Source organism: Paenibacillus sp. ClWae2A, from assembly GCF_032452295.1.
GTDB lineage: Bacteria > Bacillota > Bacilli > Paenibacillales > Paenibacillaceae > Paenibacillus.
In genome coordinates this window covers 253,045-277,445 of record NZ_JAULSQ010000004.1, presented here as the reverse complement: position 1 = coordinate 277,445, position 24,401 = coordinate 253,045, and the positions used below count along the sequence as shown (strand labels likewise).

Annotated in this window: 24 protein-coding genes; 7 read left to right on the top strand and 17 right to left on the bottom strand. The window is 46.9% G+C overall.

Translation table 11 applies throughout. The features are described from left to right. Positions 1–91: 91 nt before the first annotated feature. The 5 genes from QVE09_RS15855 to QVE09_RS15835 all read right to left on the bottom strand — a co-directional run bounded on the left by QVE09_RS15855 (position 92) and on the right by QVE09_RS15835 (position 5,994). On the bottom strand, positions 92–1,312 hold the full coding sequence (locus QVE09_RS15855) for an FtsW/RodA/SpoVE family cell cycle protein (protein ID WP_315937564.1): 1,221 nt from the start codon (positions 1,310–1,312) through the stop codon (positions 92–94). A gap of 85 nt (positions 1,313–1,397) precedes the next feature. Next, positions 1,398–2,282, bottom strand: coding sequence for a peptide chain release factor N(5)-glutamine methyltransferase (gene prmC / locus QVE09_RS15850; RefSeq protein WP_315937706.1), 885 nt, complete (start codon positions 2,280–2,282; stop codon positions 1,398–1,400). A gap of 24 nt (positions 2,283–2,306) precedes the next feature. Beyond that, positions 2,307–3,374, bottom strand: a complete 1,068-nt coding sequence (gene prfA / locus QVE09_RS15845) for a peptide chain release factor 1 (RefSeq protein ID WP_315937563.1) — start codon at positions 3,372–3,374, stop codon at positions 2,307–2,309. A gap of 927 nt (positions 3,375–4,301) precedes the next feature. Further along, a complete protein-coding gene (ychF, locus tag QVE09_RS15840; RefSeq protein WP_315937562.1) occupies positions 4,302–5,402 on the bottom strand; it encodes a redox-regulated ATPase YchF in 1,101 nt (366 codons plus the stop codon). A gap of 121 nt (positions 5,403–5,523) precedes the next feature. Continuing rightward, positions 5,524–5,994: a GNAT family N-acetyltransferase gene (locus QVE09_RS15835; protein ID WP_315937561.1), complete on the bottom strand. Its 471-nt coding sequence runs from the start codon at positions 5,992–5,994 to the stop codon at positions 5,524–5,526. 214 nt (positions 5,995–6,208) lie between these two features. On the opposite strand from QVE09_RS15835, the gene QVE09_RS15830 reads away from it, so the two are divergent. Beyond that, positions 6,209–6,640: a hypothetical protein gene (locus tag QVE09_RS15830; protein WP_315937560.1), complete on the top strand. Its 432-nt coding sequence runs from the start codon at positions 6,209–6,211 to the stop codon at positions 6,638–6,640. A 188-nt stretch (positions 6,641–6,828) separates the two neighbouring features. Here QVE09_RS15830 and QVE09_RS15825 read toward each other — a convergent pair whose 3' ends face one another. The 3 genes from QVE09_RS15825 to QVE09_RS15815 are packed head-to-tail and all read right to left on the bottom strand — an operon-like array spanning position 6,829 to position 9,001. Further along, complete coding sequence (locus QVE09_RS15825; RefSeq protein WP_315937559.1) at positions 6,829–7,248, bottom strand: hypothetical protein; 420 nt, start codon at positions 7,246–7,248, stop codon at positions 6,829–6,831. Continuing rightward, entirely contained in the window at positions 7,248–7,853 is a 606-nt protein-coding gene (locus tag QVE09_RS15820; RefSeq protein ID WP_315937558.1) for a hypothetical protein, read from the bottom strand. The genes QVE09_RS15825 and QVE09_RS15820 overlap by 1 nt, the downstream gene beginning before the upstream one ends. Positions 7,854–7,882: 29 nt before the next feature. Further along, positions 7,883–9,001 (bottom strand): hypothetical protein, encoded by a 1,119-nt coding sequence (locus QVE09_RS15815; RefSeq protein ID WP_315937557.1) that lies wholly within the window; start codon positions 8,999–9,001, stop codon positions 7,883–7,885. Between the two features lie 290 nt (positions 9,002–9,291). Here QVE09_RS15815 and QVE09_RS15810 point away from each other — a divergent pair, with 290 nt between their 5' ends. Beyond that, positions 9,292–9,855 (top strand): RNA polymerase sigma factor, encoded by a 564-nt coding sequence (locus QVE09_RS15810; protein WP_315937556.1) that lies wholly within the window; start codon positions 9,292–9,294, stop codon positions 9,853–9,855. Between the two features lie 131 nt (positions 9,856–9,986). Here QVE09_RS15810 and fni read toward each other — a convergent pair whose 3' ends face one another. From fni to QVE09_RS15765, 9 genes are all read right to left on the bottom strand, one after another. Further along, the gene (fni, locus tag QVE09_RS15805; protein ID WP_315937555.1) at positions 9,987–11,066 is read right to left on the bottom strand and encodes a type 2 isopentenyl-diphosphate Delta-isomerase; all 1,080 of its coding nucleotides are present in this window, start codon (positions 11,064–11,066) and stop codon (positions 9,987–9,989) included. Positions 11,067–11,391: 325 nt separating this feature from the next. Beyond that, complete coding sequence (locus QVE09_RS15800) at positions 11,392–12,873, bottom strand: phytoene desaturase family protein (protein ID WP_315937554.1); 1,482 nt, start codon at positions 12,871–12,873, stop codon at positions 11,392–11,394. Continuing rightward, the gene (locus QVE09_RS15795; protein WP_315937553.1) at positions 12,870–14,018 is read right to left on the bottom strand and encodes a glycosyltransferase family 2 protein; all 1,149 of its coding nucleotides are present in this window, start codon (positions 14,016–14,018) and stop codon (positions 12,870–12,872) included. Before QVE09_RS15795 ends, QVE09_RS15800 begins: the two co-directional genes overlap by 4 nt. Before the next feature lies 1 nt (position 14,019). Beyond that, entirely contained in the window at positions 14,020–14,781 is a 762-nt protein-coding gene (locus QVE09_RS15790) for a lysophospholipid acyltransferase family protein (RefSeq protein ID WP_315937552.1), read from the bottom strand. Next, positions 14,750–15,517, bottom strand: a complete 768-nt coding sequence (locus QVE09_RS15785; RefSeq protein ID WP_047840715.1) for a carotenoid biosynthesis protein — start codon at positions 15,515–15,517, stop codon at positions 14,750–14,752. The genes QVE09_RS15790 and QVE09_RS15785 overlap by 32 nt, the downstream gene beginning before the upstream one ends. Next, positions 15,517–16,389 (bottom strand): phytoene/squalene synthase family protein, encoded by an 873-nt coding sequence (locus QVE09_RS15780; RefSeq protein ID WP_127549019.1) that lies wholly within the window; start codon positions 16,387–16,389, stop codon positions 15,517–15,519. The genes QVE09_RS15785 and QVE09_RS15780 overlap by 1 nt, the downstream gene beginning before the upstream one ends. After that, complete coding sequence (locus QVE09_RS15775; protein ID WP_315937551.1) at positions 16,386–17,849, bottom strand: phytoene desaturase family protein; 1,464 nt, start codon at positions 17,847–17,849, stop codon at positions 16,386–16,388. Before QVE09_RS15775 ends, QVE09_RS15780 begins: the two co-directional genes overlap by 4 nt. After that, a complete protein-coding gene (locus QVE09_RS15770) occupies positions 17,846–19,396 on the bottom strand; it encodes a phytoene desaturase family protein (protein WP_315937550.1) in 1,551 nt (516 codons plus the stop codon). Before QVE09_RS15770 ends, QVE09_RS15775 begins: the two co-directional genes overlap by 4 nt. Before the next feature lie 445 nt (positions 19,397–19,841). Further along, entirely contained in the window at positions 19,842–20,789 is a 948-nt protein-coding gene (locus QVE09_RS15765; protein WP_315937549.1) for a MerR family transcriptional regulator, read from the bottom strand. A 267-nt stretch (positions 20,790–21,056) separates the two neighbouring features. On the opposite strand from QVE09_RS15765, the gene QVE09_RS15760 reads away from it, so the two are divergent. The 5 genes from QVE09_RS15760 to QVE09_RS15740 all read left to right on the top strand — a co-directional run bounded on the left by QVE09_RS15760 (position 21,057) and on the right by QVE09_RS15740 (position 24,275). After that, complete coding sequence (locus tag QVE09_RS15760; protein WP_315937548.1) at positions 21,057–22,532, top strand: phospholipase D family protein; 1,476 nt, start codon at positions 21,057–21,059, stop codon at positions 22,530–22,532. A 125-nt stretch (positions 22,533–22,657) separates the two neighbouring features. Further along, complete coding sequence (locus tag QVE09_RS15755; RefSeq protein WP_315937547.1) at positions 22,658–23,281, top strand: TetR/AcrR family transcriptional regulator; 624 nt, start codon at positions 22,658–22,660, stop codon at positions 23,279–23,281. Then, entirely contained in the window at positions 23,278–23,619 is a 342-nt protein-coding gene (locus QVE09_RS15750; RefSeq protein WP_091036235.1) for a DMT family transporter, read from the top strand. The genes QVE09_RS15755 and QVE09_RS15750 overlap by 4 nt, the downstream gene beginning before the upstream one ends. Continuing rightward, positions 23,619–23,933 (top strand): DMT family transporter, encoded by a 315-nt coding sequence (locus QVE09_RS15745; RefSeq protein WP_062836933.1) that lies wholly within the window; start codon positions 23,619–23,621, stop codon positions 23,931–23,933. Before QVE09_RS15750 ends, QVE09_RS15745 begins: the two co-directional genes overlap by 1 nt. A 210-nt stretch (positions 23,934–24,143) precedes the next feature. Then, a complete protein-coding gene (locus tag QVE09_RS15740; RefSeq protein ID WP_315937546.1) occupies positions 24,144–24,275 on the top strand; it encodes a hypothetical protein in 132 nt (43 codons plus the stop codon). Positions 24,276–24,401: the final 126 nt, after the last annotated feature.

Sequence of the window (24,401 nt, the reverse complement as noted above, 5' to 3'; positions counted from 1 at the left end):
TCCTCTCCGTTATCGTGTAAAAGATTCGTTCAACTTATATAGCTTATATACATAAATCTTACGTGCCGCTTCAAGGTTGGATTCGAGAACGTTATTGCTCCTGCTGGGATGGCTTGCGTCTTAGCACCTTCATCACCAAATCGGTAATACTCGGTTGTTCCGCAGAGCCGAGGATATCCTCGTTTTCTTCCGTGTGAACCTTGATACTCATCACAATCCCCATACTGATCATGTTGAGCATAATGGAGGTACCACCCGAACTGATAAACGGCAGCGTAATCCCTGTCAATGGCATCAGACCAATGAATGGGCCAATATTAACAAAGATCTGGTAGAGCAGCATCGCTATAATACCTACAATTAGGTATGGCCCCGCACGATCCTTACACTCCAGTGCAATCAGCACCAGCCTGTGAATCAGGATAAAGTACAGGAGAAGCAATACCGAGGCACCGATGAAACCAAATTCCTCACCAATCTGAACAAAGATGGAGTCAGCATAGGCCAGCGGCACCCGATTCGACTGGATCGTCGTACCCTCCATATACCCTTTGCCCGTAATACCGCCAGAACCAATCGCAAGCTTTGCATTATACGTCTGCCAGAGTACATCTCTTGAGGTCAGCTCCGGTACAAGCCAGGGGTCAAAACGATCCGCCCAGTGTGAACGTCCAATGTCATTCAGAAATTTAACAATCTCATCATGATAATGAATATATGCCTGTGTACCGCCGATAAAGGTAGCCACAGCAATAATAAAACCAATGAGGGCATGCGTAAATTTAATGTTGCCGATCCATAAAAGACCCACAAGAATGACAACATAACTCAACGCATTTCCCAAGTCATTTTGAAGCAATACAAGTAGTAATGGCGGCAGAACACAGAGTGAGATCGGAATAACATCACGTCCAAAATAGAGCGGACGATTCTTCTTTCGGGCCAAAAAGGCCGATAAAAATACAATCAGGCATAATTTGAACAACTCAGCAGGCTGCAAACTGACCCCGAAGATGGACAGCCAACCTTTTGCACCGTAATACTCCTTACCAAAAAACATAACGAATATGAGCAGCAGCATACCTACGCCATAGATATATAAATAATTTTTGATTATGAATTTATAGTTGATCATCGACATCCCAAAAAAGGCTACGAATCCCAAAATATAAAAGATCACTGCACTTTTCGGGAGTCCCTCCAGCTTTGGACGACCAAACGTTGTACTGTAAATCGACAAAATACTGATAACCATCAGAATAACCAGTATAAACACAATAGAATAGTCTATCTTTTTAAATTTGTGCAGCATGTAATTATGTTCCCCCAAGCATTCAGAAATCTTCGGTATATCTCATTGTAGAGGATTTCACGGCAAAAAGAAAACCCGCGGAACCTTACATTTTCGTCACCTGTTCCGAAGTACGAACACCCAGGACATGCCGCTCGATTCCGGCAAGGTCCGGTACAATGATAATTTCCGGCCAATGTCCCGCCGTTTCAAGCAGAGCCGCGATGTCGCGAGCCTGCCCCTGGCCCAGCTCAAATCCAATGATCTGCGGCGGCGCAGGCAGCAGCGCCAGTTGCTCCAGCATAGCGCGGTACGGTGCAAGCCCGTCCGGACCGCCATCCAGTGCCATGCGCGGCTCATGATCGCGCACCTCTTGCTGCAACCCGGCGATATCTGCCGCCGGGATGTATGGCGGGTTGGACACCAGGATGTCCACCCGTTCCCCGGCGAACGGGGCCAGCAGATCGCCTTCACGGAAGTCGATCTGCACGCCGTTCGCAGCCGCGTTCCGCGCGGCCACTTGCAGGGCAGCCGCCGAGAGATCCCCGGCGCCAACCTGCCAGCGCGGGCGCAGTGAAGCCATCGTCACCGCGATGGCACCACTGCCCGTGCCAATATCGACGGCGAGCGGAGCGCCGTCTGGAAACACGCGGTCGGCTTCGCGCAGCACAGCCTCGACCAACAGCTCGGTCTCCGGCCGCGGAATCAGCACGGCCGGCGTGACCTCGAACGGCAGCCCATAGAATTCCTGGCTGCCGATAATGTATTGCGCCGGCTCACCCGCAGCCTTGCGCGTGACGGCGTCCTCCCAGCGGCTGCGATGCTCGCTGGGAAAAGGCTCCGGCTGCATCATGTAATACGCGGCGCCATAGACGCCGAGTACATGTTCCAGCAGCAGCCGGGCATTGTTTTGCGGCTCGTACACGCCGCACTTCTCCAAAAAAGAGGAAGCCTCCACGAAGGCTTCCCGACAGCTCTGTTCCGGCGTCATGACAAACTGCGCGCGGGTCACAGATTATTCTCCTCTATCCATCAACTCGGTCTGCTGAGCAATCGTAAGTGCAGACAAGATATCTTCAATCTCCCCGTTCATGATCTGATCCAGCTTGTGCATCGTCAGACCGATACGGTGATCCGTCACACGGCTTTGCGGGAAGTTGTACGTACGAATACGCTCACTGCGGTCGCCTGTTCCCACTTTGCTCTTCCGCTCAACAGAGATCTTCGCTTCCTCTTCCATACGTTTCATATCGAAGATACGTGTACGCAGAACCTGCAACGCTTTTTCCTTGTTGGAGTTCTGTGATTTTCCATCCTGACACGTCGCCACGATTCCCGTTGGGACGTGTGTTACCCGTACTGCGGATTTCGTGGTATTAACCGATTGTCCACCGGCACCACTGGAACAGAACGTATCCACACGGATGTCTTTGTCATGGATTTCGATATCAAAATCTTCGGCTTCAGGCATAACCGCAACTGTTGAAGTTGACGTATGAATACGTCCGCCGGATTCGGTTGTCGGAATACGCTGCACACGGTGTGCGCCGCTTTCGTATTTCATTTTGCTGTATGCGCCACGTCCGTTAATCAGGAAAACAACCTCTTTGAATCCACCCAGATCATTTGTGTTAACGTCCATCAGCTCTACACGCCAGCCCTGTGCATCTGCATAACGTGTGTACATCCGATACAGATCTGCTGCAAACAACGCTGCTTCATCTCCACCAGCTGCTCCGCGAATCTCAACAATAACGTTTTTGTCGTCATTCGGATCTTTTGGCAGCATAAGTACACGAATCAAATCGTCCAGTTCCTTCTGGCGAGTGCTCAGTTCGTCAATTTCCATTTTGACCATTTCACGCATCTCATCATCCAGTTTCTCACCCTGCATTTCCTTCGCAGCTTCGAGATCCTGACTTACCTGTTTGTATTCATTGTACGCTTCATAAGTTGGTTGCAGATCGGATTGTTCTTTGGAGTATTCCCGCAACTTTTTGTTGTCACTTGCCACATCCGGGTCACACAAAAGCTCGCTCAACTTGTCATAACGGTCGGCTAACGCCTGTAATTTATCCAACATGTATAGTCACCTCACGCATTATTTTGTCCAAGCACATCACATTTTCAATAATTATTTCAATTCAACATTAATTACATCTATAATCTATATTCCACAACGCACAGGATTCTCACGAATCCCCTGACCGCAGCATGTATTCACATTCATGTATGATCGACGTATAACATCGCTACAACGTCATCAAATCCTTTACTTTTAAAGTGATATCAAGAAATTCGTGTACCCTGTATGAAACCCGCTTCAGCTCATCTGTTCAAGCGCGAATTTCAACGTGGTATACGACTCTTAATTATAGCATATTCTTATGGTTCTGAATAGTAACTGTTCCGCAGGCGGATGAACTAATTTTTGTGCTGCAAAATACAAACTGAAATTGTTGTTCGATGTTGTTCCGAAATGTTCCTACTGTGGTATAATACAAGTATAGCAAGTGTAAAATAAACAAAAGCCACGATGCGCTAACATCGTGACTTCTCTAACAAAGACCGGTGGGCGACCACGGCGAATTTCAATCAAACGAATGAAAAACCACCGGATTGCAAGGCGACCAACCTAATCCCGGTGGTTTTTCTTGTTCCGCGCTACTTTCCACGCACTGCATAGGGCTATTAACCCCACTGCAATACTAATTAGCTTGTCGCTAATTTCTAGGAAATGCTGCACTACTGCAAGAAATGACACGGCGTCACCCCCTTTCGGGTAAGCATCGCCGTGTCGATAATCCACCGGTTACTTTGTCTCTTCTATTATACCATAATATTACTATTCACAAATCTATTCCAGCAGTTGATTTTGGATTATGAAATAAATAACTCGTTTCTCATGGAAGACTATTTTTCCGTTGCGTCCTAAGTCAAAGACCCCACGAACTTCACGAGAAGATCGTAGGGTTTTGGTTATTAAATCTACATATAAAGGTGTAACAACCTATACGTTGAAACGGAAGTGCATAACGTCGCCGTCATTTACAACGTACTCTTTACCTTCAAGACGAAGTTGTCCGCGCTCTTTGGCACCGTTCATGGAACCCGCTGCAACCAGATCGTCGTAGGAAACAACTTCTGCACGGATGAATCCGCGTTCGAAGTCAGTGTGGATGACACCCGCTGCGCCAGGCGCTTTTGTACCTTTACGGATTGTCCACGCACGAACTTCCTGTACACCTGCTGTAAAGTATGTGTACAGACCGAGCAATTTGTAAGCCGCTTTGATCAACAGGTTCAGACCGGAATCCTCGATACCGAGTTCTTCCAGGAACATTTGTTTATCTTCGCCTTCCAACTCAGAGATCTCTTCTTCAACCTTCGCACTGATTGGCACTACTTCTGCATTCTCAGCAGCTGCAAATTCTCTTACTTTTTGCACGTAAGCATTGTTCGCCACGTCGCCGATTTCGTCCTCAGCTACATTGGCTGCGTACAGAACAGGCTTCAGGGTAAGCAAGTGCAGATCACGTATGATCAGAAGCTCGTCATCCGTAAGTTCCATGCTGCGTGCCGGCTTGTCATCGTACAGAACAGCCTTCACTTTCTCCAACACTTCTACTTCTTGAGAGGCAGTCTTGTTGCCGCCCTTCATGTTTTTCTTGGAGCGATCGATTTTCTTCTCAACACTCTCGATATCGGCCAGGATCAGCTCCAGATTGATCGTCTGGATGTCGCTTACCGGGTCGATTTTCCCATCGACGTGTGTGATGTTCTCATCTACAAAGCAACGTACCACGTGTACAATTGCATCTACTTCACGGATGTGGGCAAGAAACTTGTTACCCAGACCTTCGCCTTTGCTCGCACCGCGAACCAAACCAGCGATATCTACAAACTCAAACGCTGTTGGTACTGTTTTCTTAGGTATAACGAGTTCTGTCAGTTTGTCCAAACGCTCATCTGGTACTTCAACGATCCCCACGTTAGGGTCAATTGTACAGAACGGATAGTTTGCCGATTCGGCACCTGCTTGTGTAATTGCGTTAAACAATGTAGATTTACCAACGTTAGGCAAACCCACGATTCCAGCTTTCAAAGCCATGTATATGACAACTCCTCATTGATTACTTGTTCGGTATGGATAATCCTATACATTATATATGACAAACCTCAAGGCATCAAGGAACTTCGCCAATTCGACCAGAGTCCCATCCGCTATTGGTTTACCCTTTGATTTCCTTGTACATCGTCAGATCCGTTACCTCATATCCCATCTTGCGATAAAGGCTACTCGCCCGCACATTATGTCCAAACACATGCAAACCGATGCGATCCACACCAAGACTCAAGGCCGTCTGTTCAAGCGCCTCCATCGTCTCTGTTCCATACCCTTTACCGCGGTGTGCTTCTTCAACCACAATGTCCAGCAAAAATGCATCTTTGCCACGACGATTATCCGTGATATTAAACCAGATATATCCCACATTGCCGTCCACAGGATGCACCAAATTGTAGAGATACGCTCCGGTTGTGTTCAAACCTTCTGGCAGATAACGTTCATAAGATTCCTCCGCCAGTTGCTGCGCCTCTTCCTCCGCCCAAGTGCCCGCTTCTACTTTTTCCTGTGCAAAATCCTTAATGGATCGAATGCGAAAACTCGCATAATCTTGCTGATTCATTGGAGAAAGTTTCAATTTATTCCCCTCCTTATTTTGAGTGATCTTCATTATGTAGGATCTCTGTGCAGTCCTTTTGGCACTGCTAGTATCTTATTGTATCCTGTTCTCCCGCTTGGCGCATGAAGTAATTTCTGACGATTTGAACTCCAATTTTCATATGTATCCATTTTATCTATAACTTTTGATCTCCTCCCGTCGTTTATACCTCATAGGAAAGGAGTGCATTACATTGTACACACGTCGCCGATTCTCTAAAAGGAAAATGATTATCTTGTCCGCCATCGTACTCGTCATAGGCATCATCGCCTTTAAGATCCTGCTGAATGCAGTCGATCCCTTCCGCCACTTGAGAATCACAATCCACAATCAGTCCGACTATAATCTCACCGATATTCAGGCTAACCTCGTCCAAGGCGAATCGTATAACACCAACGAGAGTGGCTCCACCTACATATTCGATAAGGATGTTTCCAGCGGGTCAAACGTGAAATTCGCCCCGCAGCTGAAACTTTCCGGGGAGGGCGCAGTCTCCTTAACGTTTACGGACAGCCGCGGTAAAACCTATACCAAAACGGTTTGCGGTTATACGGAATACTTATCGGGTAACTCCTACGTTACTGTAACCAATGAGAATGTCACTGTGAAAGAGGAATGTATGTAGGTCAATGGGGCCTTTCCAATCAAGTTCGTTTCTTGGTATTTGAGTATTCTGCATACATCCAAAGAGGGGCGATTACAGCTACAATGTACCTCACACCAATAAATAAGTTTACACACCAAAAGTAGCTTCCCAATTCGGAAGCTACTTTTGGTGTTTTAGATGTATAAGATATCATTTCTCCCCAAAGGTTACGGACCTTTTTTTAAAAGTTTCCCCAATAAAACACCCACAATACTACTCACATAAACTATCACAATACTCACTAAGGCAAAAACAAGATTAGCTGGTAGCTCTAAGAAATACCTTATTCCGTAAACCGGGCCTGCCCAAATAATAGTCGCAGGAATAAATATAATTGCCGAATTCGCAAAATATCCTATAGTAAGTAAAATTACACCTGCTAACCAAAACAGAGTAGAGAGCAACGCATATTCTTTGTATTTGTCACTTTGCATTATGCCATAAACAAACCATAAAAGGATAAAGAGTATCGATGCTATTGCTTGAAAGATACTCGGAGTATGCCCTTTCAAATATGAACTAAAATTAATAATAGTGAAAGGAACAACGATCAGAAGCATTAGAAGTAAATGTTTATATTTCCCCATTATATCGCTGTCAGGTAGTTCACTTGTTTTTTGGGAGTGATCAGAGTTCCACTGTGCTGGTCCCTGATCCAAAAATCATTTTTAGTGACATCCCATTGAGTATCATTTCCAAATACTCTAAAACTGTACCATTCATAAATATATTCAATAACACCATCACACCGCATAGAACTCACTTCATCATACTTAACATACGTACTTGCACTACCAGTACTATAATATACCTGGTAAGCCAAGTTATAAGAAATATTTTGTGTACGCAGATTTCTGCCCATAGCAACAAACAAATCTCTCTGAGCTGAAGAAGGAGCTGTATTAGGTCGATAGGTCCCTTTAAACGTATTACCATCAATGAAGTTAGACCATGAGTCCCATCTCACTTCACCACCTGTTCCTGGAGCATGAAGAATAGGAAGTCCATAGCTTGTTGAAGGTTCATCCCATAATCCTGCATGCCAGTCAAATCCAAAAAACACTCCGTCTCTATATGCAGCGTACCCTTGATTTCCAGTAGCTGCATCAGCTGTTCCACCTCCAGTATATGAAGTTCCTAAGAATACGATAGCAAATAGAATTAGAGATAACTTCCTGCTAATTGTTTTCATTTAATAATCAGCCTCTCTTTCATATATTTTCATTCAGCCCATTTATAATTTCCGTTAATGCCTTCCTTTTGAGCCACAATGATGACCTCTTCGCTCCGCTTCTTCAAATCTGGATCACTAATACTTGATATTACTTCACTAAGTGGTTCAACCAAGTCCACAATCGGTAATATTTCTAAAGCAGAGACTACGATTCTAATTTCATCATCTGTTGGATTCCCTGTAAGTATCTCTTTTAGAGTGATAAAGTTCTGATCGACCGCAAAAGCTTTAAGTTCCTGTTCGACTAAATCGCTTTCGATAATCTGTGTAATAGCCTTTTGACTTCCGATCTCGGAAATGGCGAAAATTGCAGAATCTTTAAGAACTTCATCATTGCTGGATTTTATAATTTTAAAACTGGTGTCAATGAAATCAGCTTCTAGATCCACTGTATTTTTTTGAAAGGTAGACTGACTTTCATTTTTAAGATACTTTGCTGTAGCTCTTAACGCAGCAGAAATTTTATTTGGAGATTGCTCTTCAATATTAGACAAGATGCTCTCTGAAATTCCATAAGCCTCGCTTACATTGATATTACTTAAACGTTTCAAACCATTAAATGCAAGAATATCATCGTCTTCATGAATAATTTCTTTTAATAATCCCACATCATCTAAAGTGAAATCAGCTGTAGCAACAATTCTCGATTTCACTTGTGCATCAATACCATCTTGAAGAAGAATTTGTTTTAGTTCCCCACCATCTTTATTTTGTTCATGTTTAAGCACATACAGATCCACTAGCGCTTCACGTGTAATGACTGTCTTTGTATTATCGGCAACGATCTTAAGAATATCTTCATCTTTCAACTGATCTTTTCTTTCGAAAAGCGCCGATACAAAAGGAATGAGGGTATTAATCTCATTTTGACCAACACTATTGTTCTTAGCCAGTGTTGAAGGTTGACCGACTGTAGTAGCCAAGTTATCAATTTCATCAATTAATTGTTCATTACTCATATTATTGATATTATTTTGCAGAACCGCCTCATCCTCCACTAAGTGCTTCTGTAAGATATTTCCTAAATTCGCACCAGCAACACCAACGGATAAGAATAGCGCGAGACAAGCAGAAGATCCAATTAACAGTAACTTCTTCTTATTCATGTTAAAATCACTCCTCCATTATTGATATTTCAAAAAAAATCTCTACCGTAAAAAAACAGTTAATTCGTGTAATGAAAGTTCGTCCTCCTCTCAATAAAGCTAATCTCAATGTTGTTACTAATATAGAGACTCCAGTTTATCTCCTCACCTAACGTTTTTTATCAAAAAAATTCCATAATTATGTATTTACTGAATCAATTAGCTTATATTATCCTTAAATATGCTATAACATTAAGAATGACCTTTGTTTTCTTTCATTAACTAAAATATGTAAGAAAGGATTGGGTATCTTGGATTTGAATTATCTTTTCCACCAAAGTTATTACGACCTTCCCCCTCCGTTACAAAAATCAGTCTATCGTTCATTTTATAATTTGGTGCATCAAGATATTACATATTTGTTAGGCGGAGACCATGTTTTAACGGAGGATATCATTCAAGTAAGCTTTCTGAGAGTCATTTCCAATGTCAATAAGTATAAAATTGATAACTCCAAAGCCTGGTTAAGACAAGTTACTCGTAATAGTGCTCTGGATTACTTAAGAAAAACAAAAATGGACCGTCAGTCAACAGACATAGATTCCTTAATTGAAGATAATAAGACGCTTGCAGTACAACAAATTAGTGTTGATCTTGAAGTCGAAGAAAAGCTGCGAGACGAAGCCCTACGAAATGCCATTGCAGAGTTAAAACAGGACTATCAAACCATCATCACCCTTTTTTATATTGAAGAAATGTCTTATAAAGAGATCGCAAGACTGCTGGGTCATTCCGAGCAAGCCATAAGTCAGAAGTTGGCGCGAGCACGAAAAAAGTTACTTCATCAATTTCTAAAAAAATGGGTTGCGCATTAAAAAACACACTCCAAAGGGAGTGTGTTTTTTAATGCGCAACCTGATTATGATAATAGCTATTAATTCAAGCATGTGCACAACGGGAATAAATTGTTCCTTATATAAGACAGGACATTAGATCTTTTCATAATTCAAAACTTTACCTGCCGCCGTTCCACCAGCCGCTCCGTCTGTTTCAAATCCTCAATCCGCCCTGCGCCAATGCCAAACATCACGGTACGCAGCTCGAATTCGACCTGTTCCAACCGCTCATTCAGTGCATCATCGGAAGCGACTGCGGATTCGAGCAGAGATCGGCCAAAACCTGCCAGGTCGGCACCGAGCGCGAGGGCTTTGGCCGCATCCACGCCAGTGTGCAGTCCACCGCTGCCAATCAGGGCACCAGTAGGATTCAGCGCTCGTACTTCCTGAATACACTCCGCTGTGGGAATGCCCCAGTCAGCAAAAGCTTCAGCAGCTGCCCGGCGTACCGGGTTATTGTTGCGGTACTTCTCCACCTGTACCCAGCTTGTGCCCCCTGCTCCGGCTACATCGATAAACGCGACACCAGCTTCATATAGGCGTTGAGCTGTCACACCATCAATGCCAAAACCTACTTCTTTTACGCCAACAGGCACGTCCAGCTCACGACACAAGTTCTCAATCCGTTGAAATAATCCGGCGAAGTTGGTGTTGCCTTCCGGCTGGAAAACTTCCTGCAATGTGTTTAGATGAAGCACGAGCATGTCCGCACCCGCAATATCTACGGCGCGCTGGAAATCAGCTGTTGTGAAACCATAGTTCAGCTGCACGGCGCCCAGGTTGGCAATGACCGGGATGTCCGGTGCCCAGCGCCGCACATCGAAGGTACTCGCGAGTTCCGGCTGTTCCACGGCAGCCCGGATCGAACCTACGCCGAGCGCCCAGCCTCTGGCGTTCGCTACTCGGGCGAGGCGCTCATTGATGGCGCCCGTTGTTTTGCTTCCACCCGTCATCGAACTGATGAGCAAGGGTGTGCGTACTTTTTTGCCAATAAACGAAGTCTCCAGATGCACCTCTTCAAAATCCAGTTCCGGCAGTGGGTGATGGCGAAACGCAAACCGCTCCATACCGCTGGTTACCCCTTCTCCTGCCACATTCTCCTCAAGACAGAGGCGCACGTGTTCCAGCTTCCGTTCTCCCGTAGCCACTTCGGGAAGCAGCCGTTCGCCGGCTCGCTCTTGTTCATTCATGATGAGACCTCCTATGTGAGAATCGTGCGGATCGACAGGATAACCTGCCTCTTCCTAGCTTCTATGTATATATGTCTTATGCAAAAGACAAAAACATTCATCTAATAAGCATTGCAGCATAACTCTATCCAGTATAACGTTCCAATCCAGCTATGGAAAGGATGCCCCGACACCAAATGTCTCACTTAAATCTCGGAGCACCACTATCTTATGCTTACTCAAAAGCAGGGATCATCCATCGCATCTTCAAAGTTAATTAGCACGGACGACGCACATAGGTGTGGATCAACAGAATGCACTTCCACTCCATCATCTGCACAACGAACTATCTCAAGATTTCCGATGCCAACTGCTCACCAACAAGCTGTCCGGACAACGTCACAATGGGGGTTCCGCCGCCTGGATGTGTCGTTCCGCCGACGTACCAGAGTCCTTGTACATCTTTGCTTCGGTTTCCCGGTCGCATGAAGGTCTGCTTCACCGAGTTGGATGAAATGCCATAGATCGATCCTTGATGCGCCAAAGTATCCCGTTCGATATCTCGTGGCGTGTACCGGATCAGCACTTCGGATTGGTTCAACCCGGTAATTCCCCTCGCCGCCAATTGTTCCAGCACAAACGCACCGTAACGTTCCGTTTGTTCCTCCCAATTCCATGAATCCGACAAGTACGGGGCATTAACCAGAATGAACAGGTTACTGGCTCCCGCCGGGGCCATGCCTGCTTCCGAATAACCGGAATAACAGATGTAGATTGTGGGATCAGCAGGCATTTTACGTTCACGGAAAATATGGTCGAACTCCGGTTCATAACGTTCCGGGAAGAACACAGTATGGTGCAACAATGCATCATATTGTCTTCGCACTCCCGCCAACGTCACAAATCCCGAGATTGATGGCTCATACTTCTGTATGCGGGCATCGCTCATCTCTTTCCGATGTTCCGGTGCGAGCAGCAGTCGATTCACGCTAAGCACATCGCCATTGGCAACCACCTGGTCGGCTTCCCGGAAGCCTTGATCCGTATCCACGCCAGCCACTTTACCATCTCGGACAACAATCTGCCGGACTTCTGTGCCTGTAATAATTTGTACGCCTTTTTCCTGTGCCAGCCGAGTCATTCCTTCGATCAGTTGATACGTTCCACCTTTGACTCCATAGATGCCCACTTCTGCTTCCACATGACCCATCATGGCAAAGATGGAAGGCGACTGATACGGCGATGATCCCACATAGGTCGCGTACCGCCCGAACATAGCCAGCGTATGCGGATGTTGGAAATACGAACGCAGCAGCTTATCCAGCTTCACTGTTGGCCGCACACGGAGCAGGCTGCGGAGCATCTGAAGATTGTATTTGTCAGAAGGAGACAGCAGCAACTTACCCAGAAAGTGACGATTGGCTTCCGCATACAGTGCAGCAGACTCATCCATAAATGCATTATAACGAGCCGCATCCTCCGGACTGTACGCTGCGATCTGCTCCTTCATCCACCCGCGATTGCCTGACAGATCTACCACTGTGCCATCTGCGAATACATTACGTGTGCGCGGCTCTAACTCATATAGCTGTACGTAATCTTCCATTGCTACACTCGCATGGTCGAAGACGGAACGAAAGGTGGACGGCATCGTGATCGTGCTCGGTCCCCGGTCAAAATGATACCCGTCCCGCTCAATCTGCTGCAGCTTGCCACCTACGTGTTCCTGCCGTTCCAGAATGGTTACCTGCACACCTTGAGAAGCCAGTCGGATCGCACACGACAGACCTCCGAATCCTGCACCGATTATAATGACGTTACCTCTCAACTGTACCGCCTACCTTTCCATACATACCCCTTGCCGGAGCGGCCTGCCTGCCAGGAAGCAAGTCCGATGGCAATGACACAGGCCATGCTGACCGGTTGCAGAAGGGCAAGCCACCACGGTTGTCCGCCAGCATGATCCGCTACTCTTTTCACAGCCATACCTAGTAATGTTCCTAACAATCCATACACAAAGGACATCGAACTGCCCATCAAGAGTCCAATAATCAAGCCCAGCGGGGGCACAATATACATCAGCGTATACATTAACATCGTGCCAAGCAGCAGTACGTCTTTGCGTCCCATACCTTCGTACATATTTTTCTTATATCCGTTCCATACTTCTGCCCCGTTCTGATACATCCGGGTATTTGTTACGTCATGCACGTCTGTCAGCATCACGGGATGACCTGCACGCTTGACCGCTTTGGCGAGACTCATGTCATCCACCAGATGTGCCTGAATGGCAGCATGACCGCCGGATGCTTCGTAACTGGAGCGATGAATCAGCAAAAAAGCCCCCGTAGCGGCCACAAACATCGGACTGGAAGATCTGCGTATCATAAAAATGGGCAGATGACTGATGATGGTGAAGACCATCATCGGTACAACAAGCTTTTCCATCCACGTCTTCGTTACCTGATAAGGAAAACCGGTTACCAGACCCCCGCTCTGCTCACACCCTGCCGCAAGAGTCTGCCGAATGGCACTTGGCTCCAGACGCACATCCGCATCCACGAACATAAACCATTCTCCCTTGGCCTCCTGAACCAGCCTGTGACACGCATGGGATTTCCCCATCCAGCCCTCGGGAAGATCAACACCATGCAGTAGACGCACACGTGCATCGCGATCCACAATCGCTTGTACCATGGCCGCTGTCTCATCTTCGGAGCGATCATCCAGCACCAATACTTCCATCCGGAATCCCATTGTATCGCTCGCAAGCACACTTTCCAGACATCCTTCGATATGTAGTCTTTCATTTCTGGCTGGAATCAGTACCGAGACCAGAAGGTCTGGTGGTTGTATCTTGTCTGCCCGGAATGAACGCACTTTCGGTAGACAGGAGACATTCCATAGAGCGAACAGCAACTGTATGCCCAATATGAATGTAAGCACAATCCAGAAGACTTCAGATGCATTCATCCTAACGGTTCACCCGCTTTCGTGCCGCATCGTATTTTTCACTTGTCGAACGTACATGACGAATCAGCGGAAGCGCATCTGGCAAACTTCCCTGCCCCATCCGTATAAGCTCTGATCTATGATCGTCTAGTTGCTTTTCCAACAAACTGCCGAGTCTGGAGGCAATCTCTTCACTCTTCCACACCTTCCAGTCTTCTACCACAGGAGAGCCCGCCTGCATCGATATTTCCGGTAAATCATGCTGAACCATCCCATGGCACAAGGTTACCGGTACGGCGATGGCATTCGGAGAGCGACGAAGCAACAATCCGATGCCTGGACGGAATTGAATCGGTCTAGCCTCCTGATGCAGAATTTCTCCTTGCGGAAAAATCCAGACCCTTTTGCCCGAATCCAGCAGTTCACTGGTGTACTGTAGAGAGGTCCGAATACCGGATGCACTCTCCTTATTGATCGAATACGCACCCAATTTTCGAAAAAAAGTATATTGCTGAAGCTGCTGCTCCTCCATCATCACATAATGATCACCCCGCGATGTCTGCCTGGCCGCATGATAGAGCAGCAGACCATCCCACCAGGAGCTGTGGTTCATGAAGTAGATCACCGGACGAGTCGGATCAATCGGGGAGTTGTCCCTGATGTCCACCTGCGGGTCCAGTGACCCTGTGAGTGTGAAGGAGCGGAAGCGCCGACGTAGCAGATAATAGTGATTGTATAAGGCAAAAATATAATTAAACGGTTTTGATTTTACGGCGCGAATCATAGAGCCAGCTCCCTTCGGCAAGAAGCACCCCAGCAATGGCGATGATAAAGCTGCCCGTAATTCCTTCCTTTAGAGCAAGCAGGCCGAACAGAAGAATAAACAGCTGATACAACCATTTTGCACGCAGCAATGAGCTACGGTCATTAGGCATGGCCGGAAGGAAGAGGGACAGGAATGCACCCATGATAAACCAGCTTATGTAATTGGTCCACGGAACACCGTAAAATCCACCAGGAGCTTGCCACTCCCAGAATCCTCTCGCATGCGCAACAGGGTCGAGTACCAGATCAAGAACAATCGCCCAGAACCCGGTCTTCACTGCTCGAAGCAATTTGCCAGTCCAGGTTGAACCACCGCCACTTAACAGCGCCGAGTTACCCACCACTGCGATCCAGGCGAAACCCAGCGTAACCGGCACACTGAACAGATGAATCCCGAAGAAGTCTGAGTAAGCATACTCACCAAAGGGCCAATGCGTATGCACTCCTACCCACTCTACGCCCATACCTCCAAGCCAGATGATCACAGAGGATATCCAGAGTCCTGGTTTCAGCCAGATGACTGACTGGTCGGACAGGCCTGTCCGATTACGCCCTTGATAGATCAGATCCAGCACATACAATGCATAGAAGATTAGAAATAAACCATTCGAAAAGGACAATACGTCCGGCACACCGATCGTTAGCATCAAGGTTGCTCCAATGACATACCACGCCCAGTAAAGCCACTGGATCATCAGGATACCGCCGTTCGGGAGGCTTGATAGGCCAGCATCGGGTAACGTTTTACAATTGCACCCAGCATCTCCAGTTTCAATTCATCGCTAACATATGCCCGTTTGGTATATACGTCATAATCGTTGCGTTCAACCGCGTGTAGAATGGTGGAGTAAAAGGCTGCTGCCAGCTCGATGGAAAACGCACTTTCCGTCGGATACGTATCCAGACGATCCATGCCAATACGGAACCAGTTCAATGCTGCAGCTTTTAATTCATGAACAATGGCAATAAAACGTTCGTCCACGACCCCGTCTTCAAAGTCCTGTTCGGTGTAACCATGCTTCTCCATGATCTCCAGCGGAACATACCGACGCACTCTGGCCCGATCCTCACCAACATCCCGAATAATATTAACGATCTGCATCCCTTTACCCAAAGCAATCCCGTTCATGGCTACTTCTGCGCCATTATCATCTCTCAATACAGGCAACAACATCTCGCCTACGGTTCCGGCTACCAGATAACAATAATGCTCCAGTTCCTGCATCGTTGTATAATGCGTTACTTTAAGATCTGTGAGCTGCCCTTCCATCTGTCGGAAGAATGGTCCCTTATCCAGATGAGGGAAACTGCTGAACAACCATCTCAGTGCGGGCCAGATAAAGTGTCCTTCCGCATCGTCTAGCCGATCAAACAAATCATGGATCTCGTGAATCGTATAAGGCGAGTGTTCCGGCTCGTCTACACTGTCATCAATCATGCGGCAGAAGGCATAAATGACATATACCGCTTCCCGACGTGGACTAGGCAGCCCTCTAAAGGCCTGATAAAAAGAGGAAGAACCCTTTTGCATCAACTCTTCACACCTGCTCAAAATCGCTTCATTCATGTTCCCATCTCCTTCATGAGTTGATTGACGGCCATACGTGCACTCTGCATTACGATCGGCACTCCGCCACCTGGATGTACAGATGCTCCTGCGGCATATAATCCCTGTATATTGGGAAATGGTTTGGGTTGTGGTCGGTATACACCGGACTGGAACAACACTGGCGCAATGCCAAAGCTTCCGCCCCCATAGAGCCCGTCTCGCTCTGCGTCAGCGGGTGTACGTACCTTTTTCCACTTGATCGCTGCACGAAGTCCCGGGAACCCTCGTTGCTCCGCTTCTTCCAGTACACGTTCTGCCAATGCTTCACTCTCCTGATCCCAGTCGACACCTTCGGCATCTGGTACGGGAATGAGGAAATACAATACACTCTGTCCTTGAGGCGCTGCAGTTTCATCCAATGCGACCGGATTAAATACGTAAAATGAGGACTTTGCCGGAATGCGTCGCTGATTGAACACTTCCTGCAAACTGCCTTCAAGACTCGGTGGCAGGAAGAACTGGTGTGTCGTTGCATCTTCCCAGGTTTTGTCCACGCCCACATAGAGCAATACACATCCGGAAGAGGGACGATACGGTTTTCTTTTCCGCGATACCTCTGGTGATTGTCCAAGCAAACCTGATAGATGGGGGAAATCACCATTGTAGATAACTGCATCCACATTTTCTGCGCCTGCTGCCGTTTCTATACCTTCACATACACCATTTTTAATCTTGAGCCCGGTAACTTCCGAATTCAGCACGACACGTCCACCACGTGATATCAGTTCCTGTTCCAGAATAGCCGGCAATGCTGCATATCCACCTTTGACCATCCAGATGCCATATTCATGCTCTGCGTAAGGTAAAAGGGAATAGATACCCGGCGTCCCAAACGGTGATCCACCGATGTATAGACTTTGCAGTGAGTATGCGTCGAGCAATTCCTCGTGCTCAAAATAATCGCCTACCGCTTTCCGAACACTTTTGTGTGCACGCAATCTGCCCATGAGGGACATGAGCGAAGGGGTGAAGAAATCCCTTTTGCGCGGAAAAGCCCTTTCCAGAAACGCTGCCCGGCCTGCCGGAAACAACGTGTCCATATCTTTCATGAACCGTGTGAATCCTCGGCTCTCTCCCGGGAACAAACGCTCTATCTCCGCCGTCTGCTCTTCACGTGAGGTCATCTTGGTCATGACACGACCACTGTGGTAGTGCACTCTGTATAACGGATCACAGCGAAGTAACTCAATCTTCGAACGATCTACGCCTGCTTCTTCCAGTATGCCAAGTAACATCTCCGGCAGCAGCACGATGGTTGGCCCCTGATCGATCCGGTATTCCCCTTCCTGCTCATATCCAATACGTCCGCCAACGCGGGAACCCCGTTCATACACGGTGACATCCCATCCCTGACGGTTCAATAACAGTGCCGAAGTGAGTCCGCCAATCCCTGCCCCTACAATAGCGGCCCGCTTCATGAATGCCCTCCGGCTTCTACCGTCTTCACATAAGAGGATGGTTTGGAGCTTGTGCGTGCGTCCTCTTCCTGAATCAGTCTGACACTGATCCGTGCCGATTCGAAAATCGTGGGCAACCCACTGCCCGGATGTGTTCCGCCGCCTACCAGCCATACACTTTTCAACTCTTCAAACTGGTTATGGGGACGCAGATACATCATCTGACCCAGGTTATGTGCCATATTAAACGTTGCTCCGCGGTACACATCCAGTTCAGTCTCCCAATCAAGTGGAGTGAACAGCATACATTCTTCAATACGGCTGCGTATGTCTGCCAGCTCAGGAATGCCTTCCATGCGTTTCATCATGGCCTCTTGCACATTCTCTCGTTCTGCCTCCCAATCAATGTCTGCGGTAAGGTTAGGCGTAGGCATGAGAACATACAAAGCAGATTTCCCTTCCGGTGCCAGCGTCGAATCAAGTCTGGAAGGGTTATGAATATATAGAGATGGATCGGCTGATAACATTTTGTGCTTTGTAATCTCATCAACGTTCAACCGGTAGTCCTCGGGAAAATAGATCGAGTGATGCGGCAGGTCCACATCACCATCCACGCCCAGATACAGCATTGCTGTAGAGCAGGAATACTTTTTGCGTTTCATTTTCTCCGGGGTATATTTCTTAAGCACGCCTGGTTCGAACAGATGGTTAACCGCATGTGCAAAGTCGGCGTTCACCACCACATGGTCCGCTTCGATGCGTTCACCGTTCTCGAGCAACACACCTTCTGCCCGACCATTGCGAACAATGACCTGTTTTACCGGAGTAGAAGTATGTATGCGTCCTCCGTATTCTTCCACGACATCAGCCATGGCTTGGAAGATCCGATTCACACCGCCAATGGGGTGGAACAATCCGTAGTGGTGCTCAATGAACGATAGTATGGTAAAGGTTCCCGGACAATCCCAGGCAGACATGCCAAGGTATTTGGATTGGAATGTAAATGCCCAGCGTAGACGCTCATCTGTAAAATAGCGGGACAAGATTCCATAGACTGTATTATGGACATCAAGCTTGGGTAGAGCTGTTACCGCATCTTTGCGCAAATAGTCAGTCAGCTTGCCAAAAGGACGGCGGAGCAAAGGCATGACTTTGCCAAATTTCACTTCTTCTTCTTGCATGAACCGAAGGTAATTGTCTTCATTGCCCGGAAACAATTCCTTAATCTGTGCAGCTGTATCTTCCCGATTACGAGAAGGCGTGAACACCTTATCACCAAAGTTCAGTGCGTACAGTGGGGTTAGCTCTTTCATATGCACATAATCGGATAACTTACGTCCCACCACGTCGAACATCTCTTCAATCAGCTGAGGCATCATCAAAAATGTAGCACCCCGGTCGAATCGATATTCACCCAGTTCCAATCTGGCAGAACGCCCCCCGATGACTGGCTGTTTCTCATACACATCTACCTCGTACCCCTGACCGGACAATAACATCGCTGCTGCAAGTCCACCTGGACCTGCGCCAATGACAGCTGCACGTTTGCGTTGTTGATTCGGTATCATGCCACTCACCTTTCTATGTAGGGAATTCCTATAGTTCTCTAGCCCCTAACCTATTATTAAACCGCCCAAGAACACTTTAAGCGGTAACTAGCAAAAACATTATACAAATATAATACAAATATTATACGACCTTGTAAACCAAAAAATGACCCACTGGTCAAAATGCTATATCAACCTACTTATTGAACTAAACATTTATACGAAACGAAGAGGAAAGAAAAAACCAGAAGAAGCGGAGCGTTCGCCTTTATCCCCGGATTTACCATTTATAAAGGAATCAAAAAAATCTGGGGATAACAGCGATCGGAAGGTTGTTCTGTCATCAGAGTGTCAAGTGTAAATATTCTTTAGTTCAATTTATATAAAACACAAAAAACATCCCTTGATCACTTCGTCAAAGGATGTCCTGTATACAGTAACCTATTCATATCATTTGAGATTATGTCTAATTATTTGCCTGTCCAAACCTCGCACCAGGTGGTCGATCTGCGAGATACTCACGTTCTATCCATGACTGCCAATCCGCCGAATCCTCTGGCATAATCCATTGCGGGTAACGAGCATGTTCTGCACGCTCGTAGCCCTTTCCACCAAGTACGAAGCGAATATTTGGAAACTCGTTTTTAATCCGCTCTATAAGCTGATCACACCGTTCAAGAAGCCCAGGACTTGTGATCGAAAGGCAGACCAACTTGATCTTTTGCTCCCGAACAATCGGGAAGATACCTTCTTCTGGCGTATTCGCACCGAGATACAGTACTTCCGCTCCATTTTTACGCATAAAGAGAGAGAACAGCAGCAATCCAACCTGATGGTGCTCCCCTTCCGGACACAACGCCAGAACTTTGGGCAGATGCGGATAGATCGGGAACAGATGGAAAAACTGATAAAATCGCTGTGATATCAGCTGTGTCATGAAGTGTTCCTGAGCCACCGAAGCCCTGCCTTGCTCCCATGCATCTCCAACCCGAACCAGAATGGGTACCAGCACATGATAGAACATCGAGTCATATCCATACATGGTGAAACCAAAATCAATCAGACCATTGGCACGTTCACCCTGAAAGTTGTAGAGCGAGTCATAGATCTGATCTGCCATACGTGCGTAGGCTTCTTCCATCGTAGGCACCGGAGCCATGATCGGAGTAGGCATAGCCGCCTCGGGTGGGTTTAATTTGTTTCGTTTTAACATCCGTACCGCTTCCGAGATATTGGTCTGATACAGCTCAACTTGTTCTTTCAACCAGCGCAGATCCGCAACATTCTCTTCGGTATACATTCGATAACCCGATTCCGTCCGCTCAGGGGTGACCGCACTATACCGATTCTCCCAAGCCCGGAGTGTTACCGTCGGGATACCGAGCATGGCTGCGACTTGTTTGATGGAATACACCTTATTACCCACTTTCTTTCCTGAATGTCCAGATTTCACAGGTTATATCATTGGTTCCCCGTCCTTGTCAGGCATATGAAAACCCTAACATTCTACAAAAATAATACACTCATTATACACAACGCTCAGACACCTGTCGATTGCATCCTGCCAATTTTGCCATATGCATTTTACCGCTACATCCGTTATTCTACTGGGTTGTCCTGCGTCAACGTTATCATCCGTGTGGTAATAGAAGTCAGCAAGTACAGAAGGGGGAGTCCACCGTTGGTCTCATTACGCCGCCATACATCAGACCGCAAGTCTTCACGCGGCAAATTTTCATACATACGAACAGGGATCGCCCTATTGGTCCTATGGCTCATCGCCGTCATGCTCTATCAGACCTACAAACCATTACCATCGGGCATTTCCTACGAAAGTCCGGAGTATCGTGTGGATCAAGTCGATTTCCTGCATGACCTCACATATCCTTCCTCCGACGGACAGATGCAGCACGAACAGCAGATCTTCCAGCGCATGATGCAGATTGTGGAGGAAGCAGAGCAGTTTGTCCTGGTGGATATGTTCCTGTTCAATAATTATCAGCACAAGGGACAGAACTTTCCTCCCGTGAGTACTGAATTCACCGAAGCTCTGGTCACCAAAAAAAATCAGCATCCTGATATGGATATCTGGTTCATTACAGATGAAGTAAATACCAACTATAACTCAGCACCCAATCCGTTGCTGGAACAAATGAAACAAGCAGGCATTCATGTGGTCATCACGGACGTGGACCCTTTACGTGATTCAACTCCGGTATATTCTGCGGTCTGGCGGACCTTTTTCCAATGGTTCGGCCAATCCGGGGATGGCTGGATCAAAAACCTGATGGCCACGGATGGTCCGGATGTAACGGTCCGATCCTATCTCAAGCTGCTTAATGTGAAAGCCAATCATCGCAAAGTTGTTGTTAGTGAGAAGAAGGCGATTGTCTCTTCTGGCAATATTCATGATGCGAGTGCCTACCACTCAAATATTGCATTTGAAGTAACAGGTCCAATCATTGGCGATATTCTTCAGTCTGAGCAAGCTGTTCTCGACATCTCAGGCGGGGGCCAGGTTCCTGCCTACACAGCGCCTTCCACGGATTCAAACACGGGAGACCTACGAATTCGCTATTTAACTGAAGGCAAAGTGAATGACGCTGTACTTCAGGAGATCAATCAGGCTGGCAAAGGTGACACCTTATGGATGGGCATGTTCTATGTGGCCTCTCCGAAAGTATTGGAAGCCCTGCTGGAAGCCGCAAAACGAGGAACCGAGATCCGGCTTGTACTTGATCCAAATGAAAATGCCTTTGGTCAGGAAAAGATCGGCATTCCGAACCGTCCTGTCGCTGCTGAATTGCATGACAAATCCGACGGTAAAATTCAGATTCGCTGGTATAACACCACAAAGGAGCAGTACCACACCAAGATGATCTATCTTGCCAAAGCAACCGGTGATCATATTGTCCTCGGGGGTTCAACCAACTTCACACCTCGAAACATGAATGACTACAATCTGGAGAATGATCTATGGGTTGCTGCTCCTCCAGACAATAAGTTCACACTTGATATCGCGAATTATTTCGAGCGTATTTGGAATAATGATGATGCCGAGTTTACGCTAAACCTGGATGAATTTCAGGAGAAGACTACGTTTTTGAAAGGTATCCTATATAAGCTGCAGCTGATTCTGGGTCTTACGACCTTTTGATCAGAAACCAAATTTATACCTGTTATCTCCGCCTGAACTCTATTGTGCAGGTGGAGATTTTTTATTGACAGGCGATGTGAAGTGTGAAAATATAATTACCTAACGACCGTTAGGAAGGTGATCTGATGACTGCTGAATCCATTCGGGATGCAGCCCTGTTCCATTTTGCCAGAGATGGCTATGAGGGAGCTTCTCTGAGAGCTATTGCTGATGAAGTCGGGATTAAAAAACCGTCCATATATGCGCATTTCAGTTGCAAGGACGACTTGTTTTTGCACACCCTGGCCTTTGCTTTTGACGAGGTAAAACGGCACACACTGGAATATTTCCGTGATCATGCGGATCTGCCATTGGAGCAGAGGCTGAAAGGCTTGTTGATCTGGTTCGAACAAGAATACAATGCCCATGCTTCGGCTCGATTGATGTTGCGTAATTGTTTTTACCCACCCCTTTCTCTGTATGGCGAAGTGATGGATCAGGTATATCCGTTTATCGATGGCATGGAACGTGCACTGACTCGTCTGCTGCAAAGGGCAATGCGTAATGAAGATATACCGCCCCTTCCCGCGGAACAAGCCGCCATTGCATTTATGACGTTTCTCGACGGCATTACCGTGGAGATTATCTATGGAAGCTCACGTCGGTACAAGAGACGATTGGAAGCATCCTGGCCTGTCTTTTGGCATGGCATTCATCATCTGAACGAAGAGGCACACAGCGTTGTGCCGGAAGGAGATTCAACATCATGAACCGCAACTGGTTATATGTATTTATCGGTGGAATTATTGAGATTGTCTGGGTAAGCGGGCTGAAACATGCCTCCAATGCCTGGGAGTGGACTTTGACGGGGATTGCCATCGTGATCAGCTTTGGGCTAATCATTGCTGCTTCCAAAAGACTGCCTGTGGGTACGGTGTATGCCGTCTTTACGGGAATTGGTACGGCGGGTACCGTCCTTACGGAAATGGTACTGTTTGGTGAGCCGTTCCGCTTGGCCAAAGTATTGCTCATTGGACTGCTGCTCTGCGGCGTAATCGGGCTGAAACTGGTTACCGACCAGCAAGAAGCCCAAGGAGGTGCAGCGTAATGGCTTGGATGGCAATTGTAGGTGCCGGGATATGTGAAATTTTTGGCGTGATCGGTATCAATGGTGCTTCGACTCGAAAAGGCTGGCCTTATATCGTACTGATGCTGGTATCGTTTGTGTTCAGCTTCTCGCTGTTGTCCTACGCCATGACGTCCATTCCTATGGGCACAGCGTATGCGGTATGGACGGGGATCGGGACGGTAGGCAGTACGTTAACAGGCATGTTCCTGTTCGGTGAACGGAAAGAAGCGAAGCGGATCCTGTTTATCGCGATGATTTTGGTGGCAGCGGTTGGGCTAAAACTGATCACATAACGAAAGCGAAATGAAGTTACATTTTATAACTCCGATTGCAGTACCACTTTCCGATCACTGTTATCGTGTAATTCTTAGCTTCCATTATGATATCTATTAAATTTAGTAATATAAATTAGACGACTTCAATCAGGAAGTCGTCTTTTTTGGGATATGATATAAATAGGGAACCTCTCTACACGCTGCTACGTAAGAAAGGATGTCGTAATCATGAAAAAGATATTATCACGCATGGGTTCTTTTACAGGGTATACCCTTCTGATCGGCATAGCCATCTTTTATCTCATCGCTTTTGTCGCCATTATTATACTCGCCTTGTACGCCTTTACTGGAGTAAACTAACTTATCCATTCTTGATACCTTATCGATATCGTACATACATACAAGCTGCACCTTGTTACTTGCCGTCTCTACTTCCCTTTGATCAGCCTCTTTTCTCCGCTCTAATTTCCAATTTACTCCCATTTG